Source organism: Bradyrhizobium sp. UFLA06-06 (assembly GCF_054820065.1).
In genome coordinates, this window is sequence record NZ_JADFUD010000169.1 from 1 (window position 1) to 629 (window position 629).

Annotated in this window: 1 protein-coding gene; it reads right to left on the reverse strand. The window is 48.3% G+C overall.

From position 1 onward, the window contains the following. On the reverse strand, window positions 1–339 hold a 339-nt coding region (locus tag IF803_RS42535), incomplete at its 3' end, for a hypothetical protein (protein ID WP_461196172.1). Window positions 340–629: the final 290 nt, after the last annotated feature.

Here is a 629-nt window from a genome sequence, read left to right on the forward strand (position 1 = left end):
AGGGATAACCTTTCCTGTCGTAGGCTGGTTCCTCCGACCATTAATAAGGTCGTCTTTGGGTTTATAACCATGAACAGGGATCGGCAGACTTCGTTCAAAACCCATAGACCACGGCCATCTGGGGCCGTATACCACCTCGAGCACATCTGAGAGAGCATTTCGCATAATCACTTCGCAAACATGTAAGGGTACAAAGAAGGCGGCAGATATTTGTGCGTTCCACATGTAAAGCCTCAGGGCTTTTTCTGTCTTTTGAATGCCAGCAGGCCCACCTAGAACATTTTCATACGTTCCTATTCTGGCCGCAGACAAGCTGGCCTTTATCCTGTTTGACGACATCGTCAGCAATCCTTATAATGAAGTTACTAGCCACGGGACTTGTTAGCAGTAATGCTTCCCCCCGAGGACAATCGACAGAGATATACAACAAAGGCCCGCTGTATGCTATACAGCGGGCCTTTGTTGTTTTAATTTCCTTCACTTAGGACACTTGCGACAACTCTGTCGATTTACCATAACATCCGTTTCCCGCACCGCCTCAGGCGCCCTATGTGCGCTTGAACAACCAAAGCAGTAAAACTCCCTCACTTCTCCGCAAAAAAGCCCGCAAAATGGCGTACAGGCCGTTT